Annotated in this window: 19 protein-coding genes; 9 read left to right on the top strand and 10 right to left on the bottom strand. The window is 32.0% G+C overall.

The features are described from left to right. Positions 1–445 precede the first annotated feature (445 nt). Entirely contained in the window at positions 446–1,564 is a 1,119-nt protein-coding gene (locus tag J8L88_RS17660; protein WP_211061452.1) for a GNAT family N-acetyltransferase, read from the top strand. 123 nt (positions 1,565–1,687) lie between these two features. Beyond that, on the top strand, positions 1,688–1,879 hold the full coding sequence (locus J8L88_RS17665; RefSeq protein ID WP_027393680.1) for a hypothetical protein: 192 nt from the start codon (positions 1,688–1,690) through the stop codon (positions 1,877–1,879). Positions 1,880–1,945: 66 nt separating this feature from the next. On the opposite strand, the gene J8L88_RS17670 is transcribed toward J8L88_RS17665, so the two are convergent. From J8L88_RS17670 to J8L88_RS17680, 3 genes are all read right to left on the bottom strand, one after another. After that, positions 1,946–3,205: an aminotransferase class I/II-fold pyridoxal phosphate-dependent enzyme gene (locus J8L88_RS17670; protein ID WP_211061453.1), complete on the bottom strand. Its 1,260-nt coding sequence runs from the start codon at positions 3,203–3,205 to the stop codon at positions 1,946–1,948. Positions 3,206–3,355: 150 nt separating this feature from the next. Next, a complete protein-coding gene (locus J8L88_RS17675) occupies positions 3,356–4,396 on the bottom strand; it encodes a PLP-dependent cysteine synthase family protein (protein ID WP_118385945.1) in 1,041 nt (346 codons plus the stop codon). Positions 4,397–4,487: 91 nt separating this feature from the next. Further along, complete coding sequence (locus J8L88_RS17680; RefSeq protein ID WP_247666510.1) at positions 4,488–6,548, bottom strand: S9 family peptidase; 2,061 nt, start codon at positions 6,546–6,548, stop codon at positions 4,488–4,490. Positions 6,549–6,693: 145 nt separating this feature from the next. Between J8L88_RS17680 and J8L88_RS17685 the strand changes: the two genes are divergently transcribed. Next, positions 6,694–7,017, top strand: a complete 324-nt coding sequence (locus J8L88_RS17685) for a YbaB/EbfC family nucleoid-associated protein (protein ID WP_118385943.1) — start codon at positions 6,694–6,696, stop codon at positions 7,015–7,017. Between the two features lie 67 nt (positions 7,018–7,084). On the opposite strand, the gene J8L88_RS17690 is transcribed toward J8L88_RS17685, so the two are convergent. Then, positions 7,085–8,188, bottom strand: a complete 1,104-nt coding sequence (locus tag J8L88_RS17690) for an OmpA family protein (protein ID WP_108805415.1) — start codon at positions 8,186–8,188, stop codon at positions 7,085–7,087. Between the two features lie 235 nt (positions 8,189–8,423). Between J8L88_RS17690 and J8L88_RS17695 the strand changes: the two genes are divergently transcribed. Then, complete coding sequence (locus J8L88_RS17695; protein WP_027393674.1) at positions 8,424–8,744, top strand: YegP family protein; 321 nt, start codon at positions 8,424–8,426, stop codon at positions 8,742–8,744. Positions 8,745–8,796: 52 nt separating this feature from the next. On the opposite strand, the gene J8L88_RS17700 is transcribed toward J8L88_RS17695, so the two are convergent. Next, positions 8,797–9,810: a low specificity L-threonine aldolase gene (locus J8L88_RS17700; RefSeq protein ID WP_027393673.1), complete on the bottom strand. Its 1,014-nt coding sequence runs from the start codon at positions 9,808–9,810 to the stop codon at positions 8,797–8,799. Between the two features lie 47 nt (positions 9,811–9,857). After that, complete coding sequence (locus J8L88_RS17705; RefSeq protein ID WP_211061454.1) at positions 9,858–12,269, bottom strand: zinc-dependent metalloprotease; 2,412 nt, start codon at positions 12,267–12,269, stop codon at positions 9,858–9,860. Between the two features lie 106 nt (positions 12,270–12,375). On the opposite strand from J8L88_RS17705, the gene prfB reads away from it, so the two are divergent. Further along, positions 12,376–13,474, top strand: a protein-coding gene (prfB, locus tag J8L88_RS17710; protein ID WP_108805411.1) for a peptide chain release factor 2 whose coding sequence is annotated in 2 segments (ribosomal slippage) — positions 12,376–12,438 and positions 12,440–13,474 — 1,098 coding nt in all. Because the reading frame shifts where the segments join, the coding sequence is not laid out codon by codon here. A gap of 11 nt (positions 13,475–13,485) precedes the next feature. After that, complete coding sequence (gene arsC / locus J8L88_RS17715) at positions 13,486–13,827, top strand: arsenate reductase (glutaredoxin) (protein WP_118385940.1); 342 nt, start codon at positions 13,486–13,488, stop codon at positions 13,825–13,827. A 63-nt stretch (positions 13,828–13,890) separates the two neighbouring features. On the opposite strand, the gene J8L88_RS17720 is transcribed toward arsC, so the two are convergent. Together J8L88_RS17720 and J8L88_RS17725 are read right to left on the bottom strand one after the other, a co-directional pair. Beyond that, positions 13,891–16,521: a DUF5011 domain-containing protein gene (locus J8L88_RS17720; protein WP_211061455.1), complete on the bottom strand. Its 2,631-nt coding sequence runs from the start codon at positions 16,519–16,521 to the stop codon at positions 13,891–13,893. Positions 16,522–16,576: 55 nt separating this feature from the next. Continuing rightward, positions 16,577–17,134 (bottom strand): conjugal transfer protein TraO, encoded by a 558-nt coding sequence (locus tag J8L88_RS17725; RefSeq protein ID WP_118385938.1) that lies wholly within the window; start codon positions 17,132–17,134, stop codon positions 16,577–16,579. Positions 17,135–17,428: 294 nt separating this feature from the next. Here J8L88_RS17725 and J8L88_RS17730 point away from each other — a divergent pair, with 294 nt between their 5' ends. Continuing rightward, on the top strand, positions 17,429–19,876 hold the full coding sequence (locus J8L88_RS17730) for a TonB-dependent receptor domain-containing protein (protein ID WP_211061456.1): 2,448 nt from the start codon (positions 17,429–17,431) through the stop codon (positions 19,874–19,876). A 119-nt stretch (positions 19,877–19,995) separates the two neighbouring features. Here the strand turns inward: J8L88_RS17730 and J8L88_RS17735 are convergent, their stop codons facing one another. Then, on the bottom strand, positions 19,996–20,172 hold the full coding sequence (locus tag J8L88_RS17735; RefSeq protein WP_091412127.1) for a hypothetical protein: 177 nt from the start codon (positions 20,170–20,172) through the stop codon (positions 19,996–19,998). 184 nt (positions 20,173–20,356) lie between these two features. Between J8L88_RS17735 and fumC the strand changes: the two genes are divergently transcribed. Further along, positions 20,357–21,754, top strand: a complete 1,398-nt coding sequence (fumC, locus tag J8L88_RS17740; protein WP_211061457.1) for a class II fumarate hydratase — start codon at positions 20,357–20,359, stop codon at positions 21,752–21,754. A gap of 220 nt (positions 21,755–21,974) precedes the next feature. Further along, complete coding sequence (locus J8L88_RS17745; RefSeq protein WP_211061458.1) at positions 21,975–23,150, top strand: T9SS type A sorting domain-containing protein; 1,176 nt, start codon at positions 21,975–21,977, stop codon at positions 23,148–23,150. Between the two features lie 25 nt (positions 23,151–23,175). Here the strand turns inward: J8L88_RS17745 and J8L88_RS17750 are convergent, their stop codons facing one another. Then, positions 23,176–24,837, bottom strand: coding sequence for a tetratricopeptide repeat protein (locus J8L88_RS17750; protein ID WP_371813698.1), 1,662 nt, complete (start codon positions 24,835–24,837; stop codon positions 23,176–23,178). Positions 24,838–24,848 lie beyond the last annotated feature (11 nt).

Genomic DNA, 24,848 nt, shown 5'->3' on the forward strand with positions numbered 1-24,848 from the left:
GTTCCCATTACCATCAGAAGAATTAGCTAGAAATCCAAACTTAGAACCGCAAAATCCAGGGTATTAATAAAAGTCACAATATTATAAATATATAACCACTATGAAGACATATAATCTGATAAATGATGAATTGAATTAGCCTTTTAAAATCATCGTCGAATTAGTTTATAAAGCTTCAATTAGTGAAATAAATGCAATTAATTAAAATTAGTAAAAATCCTGGATACTAAAGTTGTGTGTGTATAAATAATAAGTAAAATTATTGTTTGTTATGTATCCTTTACTCCATTGATCATTAGTTTGATCAGTGGAGTATTTTTTTTAGAAAAACATTACAGTCAACTATTATAATGATCAAGTTATCGATTGATTTATTAAAATGACCTGTTTACTTTAAGATGTTTGACAAAAGGGTTATATATTTGTTACGAACTAGCGAAGTTGTATGATTACGATTAAAGAAATTACCTCTAAAGCAGATTTAACTACATTTGTTAAGTTTCCTTTTGAATTATATAAAGACTCTCCCTATTACGTTCCTTCTATTATTAAAGAAGAGTTAGATGTAATGAATCCGGCTAAAAATCCTGTTTTTAAAAATGCCGTAGCTAAATATTTTCTTGCATATAAAAACAATAAAATTGTTGGAAGAATAGCGGCAATTATCAATTGGATTGAAGTAAAAGAACAACAAAAGCCAAAAATCCGTTTCGGATGGTTTGATGTTATAGATGATCTTGAAGTAACCAAAGCTCTTCTCGAAAAAGTTGTTGATTTTGGTAAACAAAATTATTTGGAGTATATGGAAGGACCTGTTGGTTTTTCCAATATGGATAAAGCAGGTATTTTAATAAAAGGATTTGAAGAACTTAATACCATGATTACTTGGTATAATTATCCATATTACCAAAAACATATGGAACAATTAGGTTTCGAAGATGCAGCTACTTGGGTAGAATATAAAATAAAAGTCCCTAATGAAACTAAAGATAAAGTAATCAAGTTCGCTAAAATAATCAAAGAACGCTATCAACTTCAATTACTTAAGTTCAAAAAAAGTAAAGAACTTTTAAAATATGCTGATGATATGTTTGATTTACTTAATAAAACATATAGTAGTTTACAAACATTTGTACCGATACAACAGTATCAGATTGAAATGTACAAGAAAAAATACTTACCATATTTAAATCCTGAATATATCACATGTATAGCTGATAAAAATGGAAAATTAATTGCTTTTTCTATTGTTATGCCTTCTTTTTCCAAAGCCTTAAAAAAGATGAATGGTAAAATTTATCCTTTAAAATTTTTGCATATTCTTAAAGCACAAAGAAGAAATGACACTGCAGCTTTCTATCTTATCGGAGTAGATCCCGAATATCAAAACAAAGGAGTTACCGCTCTTATTTTCAAGGAAATGAATGAAACATTTATACGTAATGGTATAGAAATGGTAGAAACAAATCCCGAATTAGAAGAAAATAAAGCTATACAAGCTTTATGGAATGATTACGAGCACGAGCAACACAAAATGCGCAGAACTTACCGAAAAAATCTATAGATAAAACAAGTCTTAAATTATATTAAATCTTTTTTAGCAAACATTTAATACAAAAAAAACTATTATTTCCCCGATATACTGTTATTTTTAGACAACTAATTTTTACTCTAAAACCATAACATTATGATCAAAAAAATTTTAAACTTACAAGGAGTTAGCGAACTTAAAAAGCAACAAAAATTATCTATCAACGGAGGAAGTAGTCCATTTTGCAGTTTTGGACCATTGACATTAGATTGTTCTACGAATATTGATGGACGATGTACCTGTGTTAATGGTAGATGCGTTAAAGGTCCTGAATATCATTGTAGATAATAAAAATCATAAAAAAACAGCTGCTTTAAAAGAGTAGCTGTTTTTTTATTCTATTTAAAGGTATTTTTATTCTCCCATCGCTTCTGCTAGGGCCGCAGACATCTTTTTATAAGTACCATTTTCCAATGTTTCTCTTATCGCAGAAAAAGCATTTAATGTATCTTCTATATCCTGCATAGTATGAGAAGCCGTGGGAATCAATCTTAATAAAATCATTCCCTTTGGTATTACCGGATATACAACTATCGAGCAAAAAATTCCATGGTTTTCTCTTAGATCTTTAACTAATGCCATTGCCTCAGGAATACTCCCTTTTAAATAAACAGGAGTAACACAGCTCTGAGTTGTTCCTAAATCAAAACCTCTATTACGCAAACCATTTTGTAATGCGTTTACATTTTCCCAAAGTTTCGCCTTTAATTCTGGCATTGTTCGCAACATATCCAAACGCTTAAGCGCTCCTACAACTAATTGCATTTGTAAGGATTTTGCAAACATTTGAGAACGTAAATTGTACTTAAGGTAATCAATTATCTCTTGATCAGCAGCTATAAAGGCTCCTGTACTAGCCATTGATTTCGCAAATGTAGCGAAGTAGACATCGATATCATCTTGCACTCCTTGCTCCTCACCTGTTCCAGCACCTGTTGCTCCAAGAGTACCAAAACCGTGAGCGTCATCCACAAATAATCTGAAATTATATTTTTCCTTAAGCGCAACTATTTCTTTCAACCTTCCTTGCTCACCTCGCATACCGAAAACACCTTCGGAGATTAATAAAATTCCTCCTCCAGTTTTTTGAGCCATTCTTGTAGCTCTCATTAAATTTTTCTCTATGCTCTCAATATCATTATGTCGATACGTATATCGTTGTCCTTGGTGTAATCTAACACCATCAATAATACACGCATGTGCATCTACATCATATACTATAATATCATTTTTACTTACTAATGCATCAATAGTAGATACCATTCCTTGGTATCCAAAATTTAACAAATAAGCGGCTTCTTTATCTACAAATTGAGCTAATTCATTTTGTAATTGCTCATGCAAATCTGTATGACCACTCATCATTCTAGCTCCCATTGGATATGCTGATCCATAAGCAGCTGCAGCTTCTGCATCAACCTTACGAACTTCTTCCATATTAGCAAGCCCCAAATAATCATTGATACTCCAGGTAACTACTTCTCTACCCTGAAACTTCATTCTATTTGATATTGGCCCTTCTAACTTAGGAAAAACAAAATATCCTTCTGCCTGATCCGCCCATTTTCCTAAAGGTCCTTTGTCTTCGTATATTTTATCAAATAAATCTCTCATCTACCGCTAATTTGATTTCTTTAAGTTTGCGAAAATACAGAAAATTGATGTGATTGCATAATTATATTCTAAATCACTACCTCTACCTATTTTTTCACAAAAAAAGCACCTGTAAAATATCAGATGCTCATATTTTTACATTAAATAATTTTACTTAATAAACTGAACTTTTGTAGCATCCTCTTCATGAACACTATCAAAAAATCCTTGTTCGGTCATCCATTCATCACTAAAAACCTTGCTCATATAGCGAGATCCGTGATCGGGTAAAATAATAATTATATTACTATTTTCGTCAAATTCTCCTTGTTCAGCTAATTGCTTTACTCCTTGAATAGCTGCTCCACTAGTATATCCTAGAAACATTCCTTCTGTTTTCACCAATTCTCTAGCCGTATGCGCACTATCTTCGTCACTTACCTTTTCAAACTTATCAATAACATCAAAATCTGTAGCAGTTGGTATTAGATTTTTACCTAAACCTTCAATTCGATAAGGATAAATTTCCTCTTCATCAAACTCTCTAGTTTCATGATATTTTTTTAATACCGAACCATAAGCATCGATACCAAGTACTCGAACTTCACTATTCTTTTCCTTTAAGTATTTTGCAGTTCCAGAAATCGTCCCGCCCGTACCACAACATGCCACAAAGTGGGTAATTTTTCCATTTGTCTGGTTCCAAACTTCTGGTCCTGTTGTGTTATAATGAGCATCAATATTCAGTTCATTAAAATATTGATTTATATAAACTGAACCTTGTATTTCTTCGTGAAGCCTTTTGGCTACTTGGTAATAAGATCTTGGATCATCCGCACTAACGTGTGCTGGACACACATAAACCTTAGCTCCCATGTTTTTAAGCATGGCAATCTTATCTTTTGATGATTTTGAACTAACTGCAAGTATGCATTCATAACCTTTAATTACACTTACCATCGCTAAACTAAAACCAGTATTACCACTGGTAGTTTCTATAATGGTATCACCAGGTTTTAGAATACCTTTTTTTTCGGCTTCTTCTATAATATAAAGTGCTATTCTATCTTTAGTGGAATGCCCTGGGTTAAAAGATTCTATTTTAGCATAGAAATTACCTGGATAGCCTTTCATAATTCTGTTTAATTTTACAAGTGGAGTATCACCTATAAGCTCTAAAACATTATCATAAGCCTGTATATCTTCTCTCATAAGGTTGTGTTTTAAACAAATTTATAGAACTGAAAAAGGGGAGTCTACAAACCGTCACAAAAACGCTACGAAGTTACGTTAATTTTTTTAATTAATTCTTTATACCTTCCAAATCTAATAAAAATGCATATTCTTCTGCAACTTCCTTCAGAGCTGCAAACCTTCCAGAGGCTCCTCCATGACCTGCTTCCATATTAGTATGTAATAACAGGAGGTTTTTATCAGTTTTTAACTCTCTTAATTTAGCGACCCATTTAGCTGGTTCCCAGTACTGAACCTGAGAATCATGTAAACCTGTAGTCACCAACATATTTGGATAATTCTGAGCTGTAACATTGTCATAAGGAGAATACGACTTCATATAATCATAATATTCTTTTTTATTTGGATTACCCCATTCATCATACTCGCCTGTGGTTAAAGGAATACTATCATCTAACATCGTGGTTACTACATCAACAAAAGGAACAGCAGCAACTACTCCATTATATAATTCTGGAGCAATATTTACAATAACTCCCATCAATAAACCTCCAGCGGAACCTCCCATAGCATAAAGATGATTTACATTAGTATACCCTTCCGAAATCAAAAATTTAGAGCAATCAACAAAATCTGTAAACGTATTTTTCTTTTTAAAAAGTTTTCCTTCTTCGTACCAAGAACGTCCTAGATATTCTCCTCCTCTTACATGAGAAATTGCATAAATAAATCCTCTATCTAACAAACTTAATCGAACACTTGAAAAATACGGATCTATAGTAGAACCGTAAGATCCATAAGCATATTGGAGCAAAGGATTAGTTCCATCCTTTTTAATTCCTTTTTTATAGACTAAAGATATCGGTATTTTTGTACCATCAGTAGCGGTAGCCCAAACTCTTTCTGACACATAATTACTTTTATCAAACTTACCTCCTAAAACCTCTTGCTCCTTTTTTACCTCTTTTTCTTTAGATTCCATATCAAAATCAATAACCGAATTTGGTGTCGTTAAAGAATTATATGCATATCTAAGAACTTTAGTATCGAAATCTACATTTGTACTTACATAGGAGGTATATGTTTCATTATCAAAAGGAAGGTAATAATCATCTGTGCCATCCCATCTTTTGATATTAATTTTATTCAAACCATTACTTCTTTCACTTATAACAAGATAATCTTTAAAAATATCGACGTCTTCTAATAAAACATCTTTACGATGAGGAATAAGGTCTATCCAATTTTCTTTTAAGGTATTCTTCTCAGAAACCTTCATTAACTTAAAGTTTTTAGCTTCATCGGCATTTGTCAATATATAAAAATCTCCACTGTAATGAGCTATACCATATTCTAACCCTCTAATTCTGGGCTGAAAAACAACAAAATCTCCATTTGGATCGTCAGCTTTTAAAATATGGTATTCTGATGTTAATGTGCTACTAGATCCAATTACTATGTACTGTTTAGATTTTGTTTTATAAACAAAAGTATTAAAGGTATCATCTTTCTCCTCATAGATCTCTACGTCTTCTGATGAATTTGAACCGAGGCTATGTCTAAAAATTTTATGTGATCTTAAAGTAGCTTCATCTTTCTTAGTGTAAAACAAAGTTTTACTGTCGGCAGCCCAAGTACTTCCACCAGAAGTAGTTTCAATTACTTCTGGATATATCTCACCAGTCACTAAATTTTTGATACGAATTGTATACTTTCTTCTACTTAAAGTATCGGTACCAAAAGCAATTAATGTATTATCTGGACTTATATTTAGTCCAACCATTTTAAAATAAGCATGTCCTTTTGCTTCTTCATTACAATCAAATAATATTTCTTCTTTTGCTTCTAAGGTGTTTTTTTTTCTAGAATAGATAGGATAATCCTTTCCTGTCTCATATCTAGTAATATACCAATACCCATTCATTTTATATGGCACTGATGCGTCATCTTCTTTAATACGTCCTTTCATTTCTTCAAAAAGACTTTCTTGAAAATCTTTTGTATGCCCCATCACCCTATCGTTGTAATCGTTCTCACGTTCTAAATAATCAATTACTTCTGGATTTTCCTTATCATTAAGCCAAAAATAATTGTCGACACGGATATCTCCATGTTTTTCGAGATGTGTAGCTTTTATATCTGCAGTTGGGTTTTGAACTTCTATCTCCAAAGTATTTAATTTATAATAGTTACGCAAAGTTGCAAAAGTAATCGTTAGTAACAATATAATTCATAGAGTTTTCACAATAATCTCTTAGTTTATTAACAGTTAAAGCAGTAATTTTGTTCTTAATAAATCATTAAAAAAAATATCAATGTTTGGAGATATGATGGGAATGATGGGTAAACTAAAAGAAACCCAGAAAAAAGTAGAAGAAACAAAAAAAAGACTAGACACTGTTTTAGTAGACGAAAACAGCACTGATAATCTTCTTAAAGTCACAATAACCGCTAACAGAGAAATAAAAAGTATTTCTATTGCCGACGAGCTACTAAAGGATAAGGAGCAGTTAGAAGACTATTTAATTCTTACACTAAATAAAGCTATTGCCAAGGCAACTTCTGTAAACGAAGCTGAATTAGCAGCAGTAGCAAAAGAAGGAATGCCCGATATTCCTGGTCTGGATATGTTTAAATAAAACATAATAAGCACAAAAAAAGGAAGCAATTTGCTTCCTTTTTTTGTGCTTATTAATAAAGAACCTATTAGTTATTAATTAATCTAAACTCAGTTCTACGGTTAGCTGCATGCTGACGCTCTGTACAAGAAACACCATCTGCACATCTATTTTTTAATCTGTTTTCTCCGTAACCATTAGCTACCAAACGACTTCCATTTATTCCTTTAGATAATAAATAAGTAACTACGGCCTGTGCTCTTCTTTCAGAAAGACTCTTATTACTTGATTTAGATCCTCTAGCATCTGTATGAGAAGCGATTTCCATTTTAGCTCCAGGGTTATTTGCTAATACCGGCATTAACCTAGTATCAATAATACTCTTAGCTTGAGAAGTTAAGGTAGCACTACCTAGATTCCAATTAATTGGTAATGCAGAATACTCAACTAAAGAACACTCTACTTCTTTCCAAGTAGTTAATCCTCCCTTTTGTGTTAACACTTCTTTACTTACCGATTTAAACGTAGCAGGAACTACAACTTCTTCAGAATAAGCATCTTTAACCATAACAGTCTTAGTTATTGTAGCATATTCTGCTGGTATAACTTCTTCAATTGTTCTAGCTGGCTCAGAAACTACTCTTTTTGTATATGAACTAGATTTTTCAGCTATAGCACTGCTGGTAGTACTTGCATCACTACTCAATGTTTTGATTGGCACTGTAGTAAATTCTGCAGGATATCCTTTATAACACCAGTAACGACAGTCATCTGGATTACTTGATGCGCAATCAGGTGCTGGAGATCCAAGTTCCCATTGAGCATACGCTGGCTTAATTTCTACCGTTTCTGCTCCTGTTCCGAATTTAGCAGGAATTACTTTTAATGCAGATGCTTTTTGCTTTTTGATAAAAGTTACTGTTTCTGTTTTATATTTTGCAGGTATTACAGTTAACTTCTTTGATTCTTCTTTAACTAATACTTTTTCAGTTACTGTCTCAAAAGTAGCAGGATAAGTTTTTAGCTTTCTATACTCTGGTGTAATTTGAACTTGTACATTCTGATTTTCGTAAACATCAGGTGTCGTACAACGTACATAGCACTTTCCTGGTTCAGGGTTAGCAGGCAAATCTTGAGCCTGAGCAGAAATTCCAGCGATTGCAAGAAGTACTAATAAAAAACGATTTTTCATGTTTTGATGATTTAGTGGTTATTATTATGTTACACTTAAAGTTACGAAATTATATATATCAAAAGGAAATGTTAAAATGATCATTTAGAAAAACTATCCGTTTTTCGACGTACTGTTTTTTTTCTCGATAAAAGGCTTAAAAAAACTTATTTGAATTTTAATCTATTTTTCTTTCTGCGTATTATTCTATATTTTTATCAAAATCATTCTAATATTCTTTAAAAAACTCGACAATATGTTTGAACTCAAAAATAAAGAGGGAAATAGTTACCATTTTACTTTAAAAGCTAAAAATGGGCAAGTAATTTTAAGTAGTGAGGTTTACAATAGTAAAGCTGCCGCTGTAAATGGAATTGCATCCGTACAAAAAAATGCTGCTGAAGATGGTAGATATGAAAGAAAAACTGCTAAAGACGGTAGGTTCTTTTTTAATCTTAAAGCAATGAATGGTCAGGTTATAGGAAGTAGTCAGATGTATTCTTCTGAATCTGGAATGGAAAATGGCATCAACTCAGTAAAAGAAAATGCTCCTGGCGCAGATACTAAAGAGGTATAGAGTTTATTAAATAAACATAAAAAAGCCACTCATTTATTATGAGTGGCTTTTTTTATATTGCTTTTAATTCTTCTAAAAAATACTCATGCATTTTCTGAGTATAATCTAAATGGGTAACAAACCTTAACTTACCTTGTCCCATTCCATAGAAATGAATATTTTTTTCCGCCATTTTTGTAATAAATTCTTCTTCATTTCCATCAATAGTAAATATAATAATATTGGTATCTATTGGCTCTACGTTGGTTACAAAAGATAATTTTTCTAGAACTTTACCAATCTCTTGAGCTTTTTTATGATCTTCTTGCAATCGATCTATATGATTATTAATGGCATATAATCCCGCTGCTGCCATATATCCTATTTGACGCATACCACCGCCCAAAACTTTTCTAATCCTAATTGCTTTTTGCATGATTTCTTCATTACCAATCAACACAGATCCCATAGGAGCACCGAGTCCTTTACTTAAGCATACAGAAATAGTATCAAACAATTGTCCATAATCCTTTGGAGTTTCATTTTTAGCTACCAAAGCATTCCATAACCTTGCTCCATCTAAATGATAGCCCAAATTATGATCATCACAAATCTTTTTTATTTTTTTTATTTCTTCAAAATTATAACAAGCTCCTCCTCCTTTATTAGTAGTATTCTCTAAACACACTAAACTGGTCAAAGGGCTGTGGTAAAAATCCGGCGGATTAATTGATTCTAAAACCTGGTTAGTAGTAATCATACCTCTATGCCCATCAATTAATTTACAAGAAACTCCACTATTGAAAGACACTCCTCCCCCCTCATAATTATATACGTGCGCATACTTATCAGCGATTAACTGTTCTCCTGGTTGCGTGTGCATTTTAATTGCTGCTTGGTTAGCCATACTTCCTGTTGGAAAAAACAGTGCATTGTCCATACCAAACATTGTTGCTATCCTTTCTTCTAAAGCATTGACCGTTGGATCTTCCTTATACACATCATCACCAACCTCGGCTTTCATCATTTCATTAAGCATTTCTGGAGTAGGTTTAGTGACTGTATCACTTCTAAGGTCTATTATCATGTACTACTGTAATTATTTTGTTATTTTATTATTAACACCTGTTTTTTTTAGAAACTACATTGAAAACTTCCAATTGGAGATCCGTCTGGGATTTTTGGTGAAGGTAATGCTTTGAATTTTTCAGGTCTAGAAATAAAATCATCAATTTGCTTTATATAATAATCATTATATATTTTATTTATCCCTTTTTGTTTTTCAGAATTAAGCAAAGTTCTTATTTTCTTTAGAGTTCCAAATGCAACCGCATTCACCTGCGGATAAGTATTCTTACTATTTGTAAGATTCATTAAATGTTTAAGTACATTATTTTTTACAACATACCTAATTTCATTGTGATAATTATTTTTGGATGCAGTTTCAAAAACTGTATTAATAATTTTATCGAACATTTCTTCAGCACCTAAACTATTGGATTCTAAGCTTTTTTGTTGAATCAATCTAGAAATTCTTTCTGGATGTAGCAAAAGTGATAAACTCATATCACTTGCAGTCGAAGCTGCACTCAATGCATCGAATCCAACTCCTGTTTTACTTCCGAAGGATTCTCTGGTACGATTATATCCAAAAGCTCTTGGAGGAAACAACTTTAGTTTATCCTCTGGAATAGCTAATACTTCCGGCGACAAAGTTTTTAATATTTGTTCTAGGGCATCTTTCTGTTCTTTTGCAGAAATAGTTTCTACAATTGTTTGTTGATCTCCTTTGATAGTATAATTATAATTTAGTCCTCCTACTAATTTTACTGCCGCTTCTGTTTGATATCTATGAAAAAAATATAGCGGAACGAATACATCTTCTAAAACCGAATATGGTTCACCAGTTCTTATATTATCTTTAGAAAAGTTATCAATTGCTTTTGCTCTTACTGACAAGAGATTCTCTAATTCAGCAGAAGCATTTTTCCCATTATCCCATAAATGAGCTAAACCATGAGCTCCCCCTTGCGGTCTAGCATCACTATCTGATATAAAACGCAATCCAGAAGCATAAGCATTATCCAAAATTCTATTTAATGTTGATTCTTCATCTGCATCTTCTTTAAATTCAGAATAGCTATATGCCACTGTTACCTTATCCCACGAACCAATTTTAGTATCATAAGCTTCGGAGAAAACTATCTCATCATCATTAATTTTTATCAATGGGTGAGGATAATCCATTACAGAAGCTCTATTACTTGAACTAGCCGCAAAATTATGGGCAAACCCAATAGTATGCCCAACCTCATGAGCAGATAACTGTCTAATTCTAGCCAAAGCCATTTCTAACATTGGTTGATAATTATTATCTCCGTTCGCATAAGGTTTATTAGATAGCGCCTGAGCGATCAAAAAATCCTGACGAATTCTTAAACTACCTAAACTTACGTGACCTTTCAATATCTCTCCAGTTCTAGGATCTACTACACTTGCTCCATAACTCCATCCTCTAGTAGACCTATGCACCCATTGAATCACGTTATACCTTAAATCCATTGGGTCGGCATCTTCGGGAAGCATTTTTACCTGAAAAGCATCTTTAAAACCAATCGATTCATACGCTTGATTCCACCATCTAGCACCTTCCAACAAAGCAGATCTTACTGGTTCCGGAGTTCCTGGGTCCAAATAATAAACAATAGGTTCTTTTGCTTCACTAATTGGTAATTCAGGATTTTTTTTCTCTAACCTATGTCTTTTAATATATCTTTTAACTATTGGTTCTTGTATTGGAGTTGCATAATCTAAATAAGATATAGACAATGCACCACTCCTTGGATCAAATTTGCGTTTCTTATAATTATTATCAGGTAATTCTACAAAAGAATGATGTTGTGTTACCGTAAGTAATTTTGAGTCCGGTGCTACTGACCAAATATTACCTCTTTTTGGGGATCCTTTATAAGTTATCAATGCCTCAAACTCTACATTTTTAGGAAAACCTTTAGTTCTTTCTAGACTTAATGCACTTTTGGTTTTATCTATGCTATAAGAGCCTTCATTTTGACTTTTCAATCGATTTACAATCCCATGCGTATCTTGCAATAAAAAAGGTGTTAAATTAATAATATAACTATCCCCTTTTTTTTCTTTTATCGGAAAACCAAACAAAACCGATTTCGCAAATGCTTGCTCAACACTTTTTTTCTCTAACTTATTTTCTGTAATTGCTCGGTATCTTTGATTAGGCTGTACCAATAATAGTTTGTTTCCTGCCTTTTTAAACTTTACTATAACCCCATCTCCTATCTGCCCTCTATCTAAACCAATATCATTAGATCCTAAACCAGTAGCAAGTGAATGAACATACAAAAAATCAGAATCCAATTTATTTACCTCTAAGTATATTTCATCCTTACTTTGATTATAGTAAAAATTAAAATAACCCTTAAACGGTTTCAAATCTTTTTGTTTTTCTAAAAATTGTCCGGAGAGAAAGTGACTAACTACTAAAAACAAGCAGGTGATATTTATTTTCATTGAAAATGATTTATGTGATTTGCAAAAGCATTAAAACTATAAAATAATAGTAAAATTATTTCCTACTGAAGTGTTAAATCCTATTTTTGTCAAAAATAATTAAAATATGATTAATACTGAGACTTTACAGGATCTTAGGGAGCGCCTGGTTGCGTTAAGGAGGTATCTTTGACATTGATGCCAAATTAATAGAAATAGCTAACGAAGAAGAAAAAACATATGCTCCTAATTTTTGGGATAATGCTCAAGAAGCGGAAAAGCTAATGCGAGCATTAAATGCTGAAAAAAAATGGGTCTCTGAGTACGAAAAGAGCGTTACTCTTGTTGACGACTTAGAAATACTATACGAGTTTTATAAAGAAGGGGATGCTACTGAAACAGAAGTTAATGAACGTCATTCCTTAGCTTTAGATCTTATAGAAAATCTTGAGTTTAAGAACATGTTAAGTGAAGAGGGAGACAATATGAGTGCTGTTCTTCAGATTACAGCTGGTGCAGGAGGGACAGAAAGTTGCGATTGGGCTAGCATGCTTATGCGAATGTATATGATGTGGGCAGAAAAGCAGGGTTACAAAATTAGAGAACTTAACTACCAAGGTGGAGATGTTGCTGGAATTAAAACTGTAACATTAGAAATTGAAGGAGAGTATTCTTTTGGTTGGTTAAAAGGTGAAAATGGAGTACATCGTTTAGTACGAATTTCTCCTTTTGATAGTAATGCCAAAAGACATACCTCGTTTGCCTCTATATATGTATATCCATTAGCAGATGACACAATTGAAATTGACATTAACCCTGCCGATTATGAAATCATAACATCTAGATCAAGTGGTGCTGGAGGACAAAATGTAAATAAAGTAGAAACAAAAGTACAGCTTACGCATTTTCCTACCGGAATTCAGATATCTTGTTCAGATACTAGATCACAGCAAGAAAATAGGTTAAAAGCATTACAAATGCTTAAATCACAACTTTTTGAACTTGAACTCAAAAAACAACAAGCGCAACGTGATGAAATTGAAGCTTCTAAAATGAAAATTGAATGGGGATCTCAAATTCGTAATTATGTTATGCATCCTTATAAACTAGTTAAAGATGTAAGAACTGCAGAAGAAACTGGGAATGTAGATGCAGTAATGGATGGTAATATTGACGCTTTCTTAAAAGCATATCTTATGATGATGGGGCAAAAAAATGAAGACTAAAAATTAAAACTATGACAACAATTTATCATAATCCAAGATGTAGTAAATCTAGACAATGTCTTGCAATACTTGAGGAAAAAAAAGAAGATCTAGAAATTATCAAATATTTAGAAACTCCAATAACTGAAAAAAAGCTTACCGAAATAATAACCCTTTTGGGAATAAAGCCTATTGATTTAGTAAGAAAAAATGAAGCTATTTGGAAACAGGAGTTTAAAAATAAAGACTTGACAGATTCTGAATTAATTCGAATTATGTGCGAGAATCCTAAACTAATTGAAAGACCAATTGTAATAAAAAATAAAAAAGGGATTATTGGGAGACCACCCGAAAATGTAATCCAGATCTTATAAAATAAAAAAATGCTGAAAACATAAGTTTTCAGCATTTTTTTATTGAATTATTCAACTATATCATTATTGGGGTATTTCATTTCCAGGCCCCATGTTTTCATTAAATGTCTCTCCAGCTACCTGAATACTAAAACTGGTTCCACTATTTATACTTGTTCCATCTGGAGTATGTGATCCTGTGAAATTTGCTATTCCGTCTGTGGGCATTATAAATGTAAATCCACTTGTTTCATCTACACCATCTCCATCAGAATCTAAACATTGAACTCCTCCTGTAAGTCCCCAACAAGTGATTCCTACACCTAGATTAGTATTAGTAGTACTACGAGCCTGTATTACCGCATTACCACTTCCGGTTCCACCAGAGTTCATTGAAACTTGGACCGTTGCTCCAGCCGGCGCAGTAAGAACACCTGTTAATCTATTAAAATTAATATTAGATTCTACTATTATTGTTCTAACTACCTCTATCGCATTATTTCCTGCTGCATCCTGTACATTATATTCTATTGTATAAGAAGCTGGAATATTTACATTAACACTACCTGTTGTAACTATTTGAGCAGTTATGTTTCCATCAACATTATCCAAAGCAGTTGCTCCAGAATCGGTATAACTACCTCCTTGTAATATTGTAATAGTAGACGCCCCTACCAAAGTAATAACTGGAGGGATATTATCAATAACTCTTACGGTTCTTGTAATTGTAGCAGAGTTTCCAGAAGAATCCTCCACACTATAAGTCAATACATAATCTCCCGGTGTATTAACATCAACAGTTCCTGAAACTGTAATATCCGCTGTTAAATTACCATCAACATTATCATTTGCATTTGCTCCTGGATCATTAAATACATTACCAATATTTACTAGAAAAGGATTAGTACCTTCTAAAGTGATAACTGGACTTGTGTTATCCACAACATTTACGGTTCTCGTTACTTCTGTAGTATTACCAGAAGAATCACTTACACTATATGTGATAATATACCCTCCAAGTGTATTAACATCAACAGTTCCAGAAGTTTGTATCTGATCAGTAATATCACCATCGATATCATCTGAAGCAGTTGCTCCAGGATCACTAAAAGCCACTCCAAAACTTAATTCTAAAGGATTATCACCTACAAGAGTAATTACTGGTGGATTATCGCTAATAACATTAACCGTTCTTGTTTCCGAAACTTCATTACCAGCAGTATCACTAACCGTGTAGGTTAACACGTACTCACCAACAACATTTACGTTAACAGAACCTGTTACAGTAATACCAGAACTTATATTTCCATCCACATTATCAGTTGCTGTAGCTCCAGGATCGTTAAAAGCATCACCTAACCTAACCACAAAAGGGTTATCCCCTATAATTGTAATTACAGGAGGAATATTATCCACTACATTAACAATACGTTCAACTGAAGTTGTATTTCCTGATGAATCTTCTATACTATACACTAAAGTATATGAACCAGGAACATTTGTATCAACCGAACCAGAAACTGTAATGTTCGCAGAAATATCACCATCAATATCATCACTTGCTGTAGCTCCAGGATCTGTAAACGAATCTCCAATATTAACCGTTATTTCGCTAGCACCAATTAATTCTATAACCGGAGGAGTTCCATCAGGGTCTCTGAAATTCAAAATTAAAGATGCTTCTCTTGATACTGTTACAGTATTAGAATTATCAACTCTAAAATCCAAGGTATGCTCACCTTCTGAAGTTCCTATATAAGTTCCAATACTTGCACCAGCTTGAATTGGAATATTATCTCCAGCTTGATAAGTTTCTCCATTATACATTATATTACCTGTATTAGAAGTTCTATAATTCATTACATAACTAGATGTACCTGTAGTTTCTGTAATAACAAAATTTATAACAGCACCTGAGTTTGTTGTATATACTGTATCACTATCTAATGTTGCGGTAAACGTAAAATCTGGTGTATCTCCAATTTCAATTTGAAGCGTTTTAGTCTTAGAAACACCTAAACTGCTGGTTACAGTAAATTCTATTTCTACCATTCCAACTGTAAGACCCGTAAATTGCCATGAGGTATCACCTACAGGAATTTCTACTAAGGTTTCTGGTTCTATTGATGTACCATCAACACCAATGCTACCTGTCCCCTGTGTACTTATATCTACAGGAGCTTTAAAGACATATTGTACTTCATAAGTAGCTTCGCTAATTTCTGCTATACTTAAATTTAAGTCAATCTCTCCATTTACATATGTACCTTCAGAAGAAGGTACTACATCAAATGTAAAATCAGTATCATTTACATTATATGTTAGTATAAATTCCTCTTCCCTATCTAACCCATCTTTAATTGTAATTGTAACTTTATTCGTACCTATTGATGTTGCAAGATATTCTATGGTATACTCAGGTCCTTCAGGCAAGTCTACAAATTCATTTTCTACTACTTCAATAGTATTTAAAAAATAAGAACCTGTACCCTCTGTTACATTATATTTTATTTGATAATCTCCTGCCTCTATATCTCCAGCACCAACAATTGAAAAACTTGATTCTTCTTTAGTATCAACGAAAGCATCGATATTAGTTTCACTAAACTCAACTTTAAAAAAAACAACTAAATCCTCAGTAATTTCTTTAGTACAAGCAAATACTAAAAATACAAAGGTTAGTCCTGATACTATATATTGTAAAGACTTTTTCATCTCTTATTTATATTATAATTTTAAACAATTTTATTAAAACAAATCTTCTAAATACTTATTTCAATATTAATTTCACTCCAGCACCAAAGTATGGAGTAAGCTCCCCTATTTCACTATTGAAATGATATGTTTCCTGAATTTTTATGTTAATGGCTACCGTAGGAATTAAGAAAATATCCGCATCCAAACCTGCATAAGCCCCGAAAACTACACTACTAGGTTCTATATTTAATTTTTCTCCGGTTTCTAAATCTTCATCACCATTATTAATAACTTCACTACCTACAGTACCTCCTGCTCCTAATGAAAGTGCGAATGTTCTTTTATTATTCCTAAGAACATCAAAAAAGAAACCTGCATTAAATGCGTAAAGGTTTACCGGTATTTCTATCTCATTAAAATCTAAATTTGTAAAGTTGGTTTGGACACCAAATTGTAAATAATCGAATTCATTTACTTTATAATCCAACGTTACTAAACCTCCAAAACCTCCGTCGACATAACCACCTGTTAAAGACAGCGCCATTTTATGACTTTGAGCATACATTGAAATCGAAGAACTAAGAATAAACGCTACTACCAATAGAGACTTATTCGTCAAAAGTTTTTTCATAAACCCTAATTTATTAATTTGTATTACTATCTATTTAGCTTTTTTTTTAGCAAAATTTGTTTACAAAACTAAAAAACCCTAACGTATTTCACACTATAATTATTGCCTCATTATTGTAACTAAATTCGCTCAAATCCCAATAAATATGCACTATAATCAACTTTTTGTTAAATTAACTTAATTATTATAACTCATAATGCTTTGATTATAAATAATATACATTATTTAACACGTATTTAACCCTTATGCATATAGCCTAATTATATTTTTGGGCACCCAATCAAAACAGAAAGTATGAGAAAATATATTTTAGTGTTATTAGTCGTATTTTTAGGATTTTCGTCTTTTGCGCAACAAAAAGAAGTAAAAGTAACAGGAAAAGTCATTGATAAAGAAACTAATGAACCTTTAGAATATGCAACAATTTCTTTCTTTAGTATTAAAGAGAATAAAATTGTCACAGGTGGAATTACTCAAGCCAATGGTAGTTTTAATATTCAAGTACCAGCAGGAATATACAATATTTCTATAGAATTTATCTCATTCAAAACAGAAACACTACTAAAGCAAAGAGTCTTTAAAAACACTGCTCTAGGAACAATTGGTCTAGGACTCGATACTGAAGCTTTAGATGATGTTGTCGTAATCGCAGAGAAAACTACAGTCGAAATAAAACTTGATAAAAAAATATATAATGTTGGTAAAGATCTTACAGTTAGCGGAGGTACTGTAAGTGATGTTTTAGACAACGTTCCCTCTGTTTCCGTTGATGTAGAAGGAAATGTTGCTCTGCGTGGAAATGACAATGTACGGATATTGATTAATGGAAAGCCATCTGGTTTAGTAGGATTAAATAGCACAGATGCTTTAAGACAACTACCCGCAGAATCTATAGAGCGTGTAGAAGTTATAACTTCTCCTTCTGCTCGTTATGATGCCGAAGGGACTGCAGGAATCTTAAACATCATATTAAGACGAAGTAAATTACAAGGATTAAATGGAGCTCTTACATTTAACACTGGCTATCCTTTACAAGCTGGTGTTTCGGGAAATTTAAATTATAGGACAGGAGACTTAAATTTTTTCACGACTTCTGGGTACAATTATCGTGAAGTTCCTGGTAATTCATTATCTGAGACACAATTTTTCAATTTTGATTCTGATACTCAGGTTGATGAACCCGATACTTTTTTAAATGAAAAAAGAGATTTCGACAGAATACGTAAGGGTCTTAACACTAATGTAGGATTAGAATGGTATATAAATGATAGCTCATCCATTACAGGGTCCTTTTTATATCGTTCTAGTGATAATGAAAGTAACACATCTAATTTAATAACAGAACCTGATGCTAATGGTAATATTTTAAGCAGTAACCTGCGTTTTGATCCTGAGGTAGAAGATGACATCACTAAACAATATTCTATTAATTACAACAAAAATTTTAATGACAGTGGTCATAAATTAACTTTTGATTTTCAGATAGAAAACAGTGAAGAAGAGGAAGACTCTAGAATTACTCAACAAAATATTTCTACCATAGAATTGGTAAATACTTTAGAAAAACAAGATCGTATTCTTATCCAATCCGATTACGTATTACCTATAGGAAAGAAAAGTCAATTTGAATTAGGTTATAGAGGAAACTTTAATGAATTAGACACTGAATTCTTGGTTCAATTTGATGATAATGGTATTGTAACAACAGATACTAATTTATCTAACAATCTAATTTTTAAAGAACAAGTAAATGCTGCTTATACTCAATTTGGAAGTAAAGCAGGAAAATTTTCTTACTTACTAGGACTTCGATTAGAAAGCACAAGAATAACTATCGATCAACAAACAAGTGGTGATTTTAATAAAAAAATATATACCGATATATTCCCTACCATAAATTTAGGATATAAATTATCAGAAAAACAGAGTGTAACACTTGGTTATAACCGAAGAATAAGAAGACCTCGATCTAGATTTATCAATCCTTTCCCCTCTAGGTCCAGTGCTACCAACATATTTCAAGGAAATTCGGATCTAAATCCTAGTTATTCCAATGTATTTGATCTTGGGTATTTAAATAGAATGGGAAAACTTACTCTTAATTCATCTATTTATTACAATCGTTCTACCCAAATATTTACTTTTATCGCAGAAGATACTGGTGACACCGCTACTATCGGAGATGGAACTATAGTTCCTGTTATTAGAAGAACTCCTATAAACTTATCTAGTTCTGATCGTTATGGTTTTGAATTTACATTAACTTATAACCCAACTAAAAAATGGAGAATTAATGGTAATTTTAATGCTTTTCAGAATAATATAAAAGGAGATTTTAATGGGCAAAATTTTGATGCAGATAACTTTAGTTGGTTTGCTCGTCTAAATAATAAGATCACGTTACCTGCTAAGATAGATTGGCAAACCACTGCTTTTTATTCTGGACCTAATGAAAATGCACAAACCAAAAGCGAAGGATTACTAAGTGTAAATTTAGCATTTAGCAAGGACCTTTTTAAAGAGAAAGCCTCCTTAACATTTAATGTAAGTGATTTATTTAATAGTAGAAAACGTCAAAGCGTATCCACTACAGAAACTTTTATTACGGACAGTGAATTTCAATGGAGAGAACGAAGTTTTACCATGTCTTTTACATATAGATTTAATCAAAAAAAGAAAAGACAACGATCCAGGAATAACTTTAATAATGGTGGCGGTGAAGAATTTGAAGGTAAACCATAGTTACTTTGTTTAAAAGGATTCTTAATAGGTATAAATTAAATTAGAACTCGATAAAATTAAAAAGAGGGAAATGATTAAATCATTTCCCTCTTTTTAATATATATAACTAAAACTATTATCTAAGCTTCTCCTCTAGCTTTTCTTTTAGCTTCTTGTTTTAATTTAAAATTTTCAATAGTAGCTCCAAAAATCCAATAAGGAACAACAAATGTTAACAAGAATATCATTAACCAAAATCCAATAGTAAGGATTGTTAAAAATGCTAAGAAACCAAGGTATTGATCAAATTCGAACATAATAGTAATCTAATTTCAATTTTTGCCAAAGATAACAACTCTTCTTTTTATCTCATAGCATTAATATAAATTATTTTTAAAACTAAAACTTTAATCAATTTCCTTTTTAAAAAGTACATTCTTTATTCAGAAAAAGCTCTACAAATTCTTAAATTTGCCGTTCGAAAAACAAATCATCACCGCTATGGAATATAGAATAGAAAAAGATACAATGGGCGAAGTAAAAGTGCCTGCTGATAAACTTTGGGGAGCACAGACGGAACGTTCCAGAAATAATTTTAAAATTGGGGCACCTTCATCAATGCCATTAGAAATTGTATATGGTTTTGCATATCTAAAGAAAGCTGCTGCTTTTACCAATTGTGAATTAGGAGTACTTCCCATAGAAAAAAGGGATCTTATTGCACAAGTATGTGATGAAATTCTAGAAGGAAAACACGATGATCAATTTCCTTTAGTAATATGGCAAACTGGTTCTGGCACACAGAGTAATATGAATGTCAATGAAGTTATTGCTAATCGTGCGCATCAAATAGCTGGAAAAACAATAGGAGAAGGTGAAAAAACAATTCAGCCAAATGATGACGTAAATAAGTCTCAATCCTCTAACGATACTTTTCCAACAGGTATGCATATTGCTGCCTATAAAAAAATTCTAGAAGTTACAATACCTGGTATTACTCAATTAAGAGATACACTTAAAAAGAAATCAGAAACTTTTAAAAATGTTGTAAAAATTGGACGTACTCATTTTATGGATGCTACTCCACTTACAATAGGACAAGAATTATCTGGTTATGTTTCTCAGTTAGATCACGGACTTAAAGCTCTGGAAAACACATTACCACATTTAGCAGAAATCGCTTTAGGTGGAACTGCTGTTGGTACCGGTTTAAATACTCCAAAAGGATATGCTAAAAGAGTATCTGAGTTCATTGCTCAGTTTACAGGATTACCGTTCATAACTGCAGAAAATAAATTCGAAGCACTAGCAGCTCACGATGCTTTTGTAGAAACACATGGAGCATTAAAACAAATTGCTGTTTCTTTAAATAAAATAGGAAATGATATTCGTATGCTAGCATCAGGGCCTAGAAGTGGAATTGGAGAACTAATTATTCCAGCGAATGAGCCAGGAAGTTCTATTATGCCAGGAAAAGTAAATCCTACTCAATGTGAGGCGCTAACTATGGTATGTGCACAAGTATTAGGTAATGATGTTGCTATTAATGTTGGTGGAATGCAAGGACATTTTGAATTAAATGTTTTTAAACCTGTTATGGCCGCAAATCTATTACAGAGTGCTCAATTAATCGGTGATTCTTGTGTTTCTTTTGATGTTCATTGTGCGCAAGGAATAGAACCAAATCAAGCGAGGATTACAGAGTTATTGAATAATTCATTAATGTTAGTTACTGCTCTTAATACCAAAATAGGTTATTACAAAGCCGCAGAGATTGCAAATACTGCTCACCAAAATGGAACTACATTAAGACAGGAAGCGGTTGCCTTAGGTTATGTAACAGAAGAAGAGTTTGATCAATGGGTTAAACCAGAAGATATGGTTGGTGCCTTAAAATAATAAGAACCAACATAAATAATAAAAACCAGATGCTAAAACATCTGGTTTTTTTATGTAATAATTTTATATAAATAAAGATACTATGCTCATAATAGGTTCTTTTATAGATTACTTTTTTGATTTTGTTAAGAGATTTTAACATTACACTAACCCAATGAAACATTGCCTATGCATAAAATAATCTACCTTGCACACTCGGATTTACACAAACTCAAATATTATGACCGACAATACCGTAAATAGAAAAAAGTTTTTAAGAATAATACTTATTACAAGTTGGCTGCTTTTTATTGTTTCAATAACTGGAAATGCACAACAAACCATTAACGGAAGCATAGAACACGATGGTCTAACTCGTGATTATATTTTATACGTTCCTGCAATATACTCTTCAGATAAACCGGCTCCATTAGTGTTTAATTTTCATGGATATACATCGAATGCAAATGATCAAATGTTTTATGGAGATTTTAGATCTATTGCAGATACAGAAGGATTCTTAATTGTCCATCCTATGGGTACGGTCGATAACTCCGGAAATACTCATTTTAATGTAGGTTGGGGAACCAGTGCTATTGATGACGTTGGCTATACTGAAGCATTAATCGATGAAATATCTTCAAATTATACTATCAATGCTGGTAGGATTTATAGTACCGGAATGTCTAATGGAGGTTTTATGAGTTATAAATTAGCTTGCGAGCTTAGTGAGCGTATTGCAGCTATAGCTTCGGTTACAGGTACAATGAATAAAAACCAACCTGCTACCTGTAATCCATCACATCAAATCCCTGTAATGGAAATTCATGGGACATCAGATCCAACGGTACCTTATGAAGGAGCTAATTGGATAGAATCTACTCCGGATGTAATGAGTTTCTGGGCAAATTTTAATAATTGCGAAACCTCAGCAGAAATTACTAACCTTCCTGATACTGCTCCCAATGATGGTTCTACTGTAGAATATCAAGTATTTAAAAATGGAGATAATGGAGCACGTGTTGAACATTATAAAATAAATAATGGCGGACACAAATGGCCCGGTTCTAATTTCAACTCATCCGGAACTAATTACGACATTGATGCTTCTGCTTTAATTTGGGATTTCTTTTCGAAATATGATATAAATGGTGAAATTACAACATTGAGTATTGCTGAAGTTAATGGTGATAATAGAACATTACGTATTCATCCTAATCCTGTAGGCTCTATTATTACAGTAGATCTTAAAATACAGGAACCTTTAGATTATTCTATTTTCACAATTGAAGGAAAACTAACTTCTAAAGGAACTATATCAATTACGAATAACACCATTGATGTTTCGCATCTTGTATCGTCTACTATTTACTTTTTAAATATTGGAAACACTAGTATAAAGATTCAGAAAAAATAAATATCATTTTTTTCTAATCGGCTTACTAAGTACTGTTTAACTGATCTAAATATTCTTTCAGGCTTAAAGATTCTGACACGTTCATTTTCTTCTTAATCCTACTTCGAGAAGTCTTTACTGTATCAGCAGATACGCCAAGAATACTTGCTGTTTCTTTGGTGGTTAAATTAAGTTTTGTGAATATGCAATATTTAATCTCTGTATTTGAAAGTTGAGGATGAACACTTTTAAGACGAGTAACCATACCTGGATATCTCGATTCTATTCTATCACTAATAGCAGATAAGTTATCTCCAGACACCATTAAGTCCTTTACTTTCTTTTTTAAAATTTTTGTATTTGGGTCAAATTTATCAAACTTATCAATTTCTTTTTTGATCTCTGCAAACATCTTTTGACGGTTAGCTATTGCGACTAAAGTCATATGCAACTCATTTTCTCTTAATTCAACCTTATCTTCTAAAAGTTGTTTCTCGTTCTTTTTTGTCTCCTTTAATTCTCTATTGACTTTAATATTTTTGAGTAATAAGAAAAAACATAAAACTCCTATTAATGATATAATTGCTACTCCTGTAATTATATTGCTCTGTCTTTTATTTTTTGAAATTAAAAGCTTATTCTCTATATCCAATTGTTTGTTTAGTAATTCCTCTTCAATAAGTTTAAAACCGATCTCATTATTTTTGATAACAGTTTTATTATTTAATGAAGTTAAACTATCCTTAATAGCATAATATCTATCTTTGTTTTCTTTAGCCTTTTTCCAAAAATTTCCTTTAGAATAAACTTCTGAAAGCTTTAGATAGCTCTCCATGCTTTTCCGGTCATCTTTTTCTCTTTCTATATGCTTTAAAAATAGTATCTCCGATTCTTTCAACCTATTCATACCTAAGTAAATCATACCTAAATAGAAATCTTTGTCCCAATTAAAATCATTATCAACTAAATAATAAACTCTTTCTGCTTCTTCACTTTTATTCATAAGTAAATAAACATCACAAATGCTAATTAAAACATTATTCTTAATAAGATGATGCTGATACGTTTCTGAAATCACCAAACCTTTATTTAACCAGATTAAAGCTTCTTCATATTTTTTTTGTCTCTTTAAATTCAAAGCAATATTTTGATGTAATTGACAATAATGAATAGAACTTTTTTCAAAATCTGGATCCATAAGATTTTGCATATAATAATTGTTAGCTAGCTCATAATCTCCTAACAAACTATAAGTAGAGGCAATATTTATTTGTAATGCACGTAGTATGACATTATGTTTATCATTACCCTGTTTCTTATAATAATTATATGATTTAAGATAAAACTCTAATGATTTTTTATAATTTTTAATTCTACCATATATACTTCCTAATGATAAATAGGAATTGTACAGTTGTTTATCTAAGTTATTTTTTTTGCTGATTCTTATAGAATTATTGATATGGTAAAAAGCACTATCAATTTCATTCAACTTTCTATAATAAAAACTTAGTATTAGATGCATTTTACTAATTCCCCTAGGGTAATCTATTTTAGTGCTAGCATCAAGAATATTGTATAACTTTTTTGGTTCATTATAATTTTTATCTAGTACAGATATCAAACTATCAATTTCATTAGTTTTAATAATATTATTTCCTGTTTGTGCAAACGAAAAAGTGGCATAAAAAAACAGAAAGAAAATCACTCTCAATCTTC

Origin of the sequence: Aquimarina sp. MMG015, from assembly GCF_018100855.1 — a bacterium.
Lineage (GTDB): Bacteria > Bacteroidota > Bacteroidia > Flavobacteriales > Flavobacteriaceae > Aquimarina > Aquimarina latercula.

Coding starts and splice junctions, on each gene's coding strand:
- J8L88_RS17660 (WP_211061452.1), top strand. CDS start 446: ATGATTACGATTAAAGAAATTACCTCTAAAGCAGATTTAACTACATTT.
- J8L88_RS17665 (WP_027393680.1), top strand. CDS start 1,688: ATGATCAAAAAAATTTTAAACTTACAAGGAGTTAGCGAACTTAAAAAG.
- J8L88_RS17670 (WP_211061453.1), bottom strand. CDS start 3,205: ATGAGAGATTTATTTGATAAAATATACGAAGACAAAGGACCTTTAGGA.
- J8L88_RS17675 (WP_118385945.1), bottom strand. CDS start 4,396: ATGAGAGAAGATATACAGGCTTATGATAATGTTTTAGAGCTTATAGGT.
- J8L88_RS17685 (WP_118385943.1), top strand. CDS start 6,694: ATGTTTGGAGATATGATGGGAATGATGGGTAAACTAAAAGAAACCCAG.
- J8L88_RS17690 (WP_108805415.1), bottom strand. CDS start 8,188: ATGAAAAATCGTTTTTTATTAGTACTTCTTGCAATCGCTGGAATTTCT.
- J8L88_RS17695 (WP_027393674.1), top strand. CDS start 8,424: ATGTTTGAACTCAAAAATAAAGAGGGAAATAGTTACCATTTTACTTTA.
- J8L88_RS17700 (WP_027393673.1), bottom strand. CDS start 9,810: ATGATAATAGACCTTAGAAGTGATACAGTCACTAAACCTACTCCAGAA.
- J8L88_RS17705 (WP_211061454.1), bottom strand. CDS start 12,269: ATGAAAATAAATATCACCTGCTTGTTTTTAGTAGTTAGTCACTTTCTC.
- arsC (WP_118385940.1), top strand. CDS start 13,486: ATGACAACAATTTATCATAATCCAAGATGTAGTAAATCTAGACAATGT.
- J8L88_RS17720 (WP_211061455.1), bottom strand. CDS start 16,521: ATGAAAAAGTCTTTACAATATATAGTATCAGGACTAACCTTTGTATTT.
- J8L88_RS17725 (WP_118385938.1), bottom strand. CDS start 17,134: ATGAAAAAACTTTTGACGAATAAGTCTCTATTGGTAGTAGCGTTTATT.
- J8L88_RS17730 (WP_211061456.1), top strand. CDS start 17,429: ATGAGAAAATATATTTTAGTGTTATTAGTCGTATTTTTAGGATTTTCG.
- J8L88_RS17735 (WP_091412127.1), bottom strand. CDS start 20,172: ATGTTCGAATTTGATCAATACCTTGGTTTCTTAGCATTTTTAACAATC.
- fumC (WP_211061457.1), top strand. CDS start 20,357: ATGGAATATAGAATAGAAAAAGATACAATGGGCGAAGTAAAAGTGCCT.
- J8L88_RS17745 (WP_211061458.1), top strand. CDS start 21,975: ATGACCGACAATACCGTAAATAGAAAAAAGTTTTTAAGAATAATACTT.